The 2,557-nt window shown below is 72.7% G+C and carries 2 protein-coding genes; both read left to right on the top strand.

Translation table 11 applies throughout. The annotated features are described in order from the left end of the window. Positions 1-168: 168 nt before the first annotated feature. Complete coding sequence (locus tag ACFV0G_RS38175; protein WP_380558101.1) at positions 169-969, top strand: fumarylacetoacetate hydrolase family protein; 801 nt, start codon at positions 169-171, stop codon at positions 967-969. Next, a partial coding sequence (gene gltX, locus ACFV0G_RS38170) for a glutamate--tRNA ligase (RefSeq protein WP_380558098.1) occupies positions 962-2,557 on the top strand: 1,596 nt, incomplete at its 3' end. The genes ACFV0G_RS38175 and gltX, both read left to right, overlap by 8 nt.

The following is a 2,557-nucleotide window of genomic DNA, read 5'->3' as shown; positions in this document are numbered from 1 at the left end:
CGCCCCCCCCCGCCCGGGGGCCCGCGCCCCCCCCCGCCGCCCCCCCCCCCCCCCCCGCGTTGCGCGCCCCCGCGGCGCAGGGCCCGGGCCCCGTGCGGCCGGGCGGGCGGCGGGCCACGCGATAGCCTGGGAACGATCGAGCAGGTCGACGAACCGAGAGGTTGCAGGGTGCGTATCGCCAGGTTTTCCGTCCGGGAAGGGAGCCCTGCCGCGGGCAGCGTCTCCTTCGGCATCGTCGAGGGCGACACCGCGCAACCCGAGTCGATGGTGGTCCATGCGCTGGCCGGCCATCCGTTCGGCCAGCCGCAGCCGTCCGGCGAGGTGTACCGGCTGCAGGACGTCCGGCTGCTCGCCCCGATGCTCCCCAACAAGGTCGTCGCGGTCGGCCGCAACTACGCGGCGCACGCCGCCGAGCTGGGCAACGAGGTCCCGGACGTCCCGCTGACCTTCTTCAAGCCGTCGACGGCGGTCATCGGCCCGACCGAGTCGATCGCCTACCCGCCGTTCTCCTCGGACGTCCAGTACGAGGCCGAACTGGCCGTGGTGATCGGCCGGATGTGCCGCGAGGTGCCGCTGGAGCGGGTCCCCGAGGTGATCCTCGGCTACACCTGTGCCAACGACGTCACCGCCCGCGACGTGCAGCAGCGCGAGGGCCAGTGGGCGCGCGCCAAGGGCTTCGACACCTCCTGCCCGCTCGGCCCGTGGATCGAGACCGAGCTGGACCCGTCGGACCTGGCGATCACCTGCACCGTCAACGGCGAGCTCCGGCAGACCGGCCGCACCTCCCTGATGGTCCGTTCGATCGCCGAACTGATCGTCCACATCTCCGAGGCGATGACGCTCCTCCCGGGCGACGTCGTCCTCACCGGCACCCCCGCGGGTGTCGGCCCCCTCCATGTCGGCGACGAGGTCGCCGTCTCCGTCGAAGGCATCGGCACTCTCGCCAACAAGGTGATCAAGCGTGGCTAACTCCACCCCGGGCTCGGACGTCCGGGTCCGCTTCTGCCCCTCCCCGACCGGCAACCCGCACGTCGGCCTGGTCCGCACCGCCCTCTTCAACTGGGCCTTCGCCCGCCACCACGGCGGCACGCTGGTCTTCCGGATCGAGGACACCGACGCGGCCCGCGACTCCGAGGACTCCTACAACCAGCTGCTGGACGCGATGCGCTGGCTGGGCTTCGACTGGGACGAGGGCCCGGAGGTCGGCGGCCCGCACGCGCCGTACCGCCAGTCGCAGCGGATGGAGATCTACGCCGACGTCGCCCGGCGCCTGCAGGAGGCCGGCCACGCCTACCACTGCTACTGCACCACCGAGGAGCTGGACGCCCGCCGCGAGGCGGCCCGCGCGGCCGGCAAGCCGTCCGGGTACGACGGCCACTGCCGCGACCTGACGGAGGACCAGGTCGCCGTCTACCGGCAGGAGGGCCGCTCGGCGATCCTCCGCTTCAGGATGCCCGACACCACCCTGGCCTTCGACGACCTGGTCCGCGGCCCGGTCAGCTTCGACCCGAAGGACGTGCCGGACTACGGCATCGTCCGGGCCAACGGCGCCCCGCTGTACACCCTGGTCAACCCGGTCGACGACGCGCTCATGGGCATCACCCACGTGCTGCGCGGCGAGGACCTGCTCTCCTCGACGCCCCGTCAGATCGCCCTGTACGCCGCGCTCGCCGAGATCGGCGTCGGCCCCGGCACCACCCCGCGCTTCGGCCACCTGCCGTACGTGATGGGCGAGGGCAACAAGAAGCTCTCCAAGCGCGACCCGCAGGCCTCGCTCAACCTCTACCGCGAGCGCGGCTTCCTGCCCGAGGGCCTGCTCAACTACCTGGCGCTGCTGGGCTGGTCGCTCGCCGAGGACCGGGACATCTTCGACATCGACGAGATGGTCGCCGCGTTCGACATCGCCGACGTCAACGCCAACCCGGCCCGCTTCGACCTCAAGAAGTGCGAGCACATCAACGCCGAGCACCTGCGCCGGCTCGCGCCGGACGAGTTCGTCCGCCGCCTGGTGCCGTACCTGCAGGCCGCCGGCCTGCTGCCGGCCGAGCCCACCGCGGACCAGCTCGACCTGCTGGCCAAGGCCGCGCCGCTCACCCAGGAGCGGATGGTCGTGCTGAGCGAGATCGTCCAGATGGCCGGATTCCTCTTCGTCGACCCGGCCGGCTTCACCGTCGACCCGGACGACGCGGCCAAGGTGCTCACCGCCGACGCCCGCCCGGTGCTGGAGGCCTCGGTGAAGGCGCTGGAGGCCCTCGGGGACTTCACCCCGGAGCCCATCCAGGCCGCGCTGCGCGAGGCGCTGGTGGACGGCCTGGGCATCAAGCCCAAGTTCGCCTTCACCCCGCTGCGGGTGGCGGTCACCGGCCGCCGCGTCTCCCCGCCGCTGTTCGAGTCCATGGAGCTGCTGGGCCGCGCCGAGACGCTGCGCCGCCTGAACGCGGCCCTGGGGGGGGGGGGGGGGGGCCGGATTCCCCGGCGACGAGGAGAACAACTAAACCGGCGCCCAGGAAGTGGCTGGGTTTGTTGTGTGGGGGGGGGGCCGGAGAGTGGTGGTGGG

The sequence above is a fragment of the Kitasatospora sp. NPDC059571 genome, from assembly GCF_042735675.1.
Taxonomy (GTDB): Bacteria; Actinomycetota; Actinomycetes; order Streptomycetales; family Streptomycetaceae; genus Kitasatospora.
The sequence above is the reverse complement of the archived record's forward strand: the minus strand, read 5'-3'. Positions and strand labels throughout refer to the sequence as shown.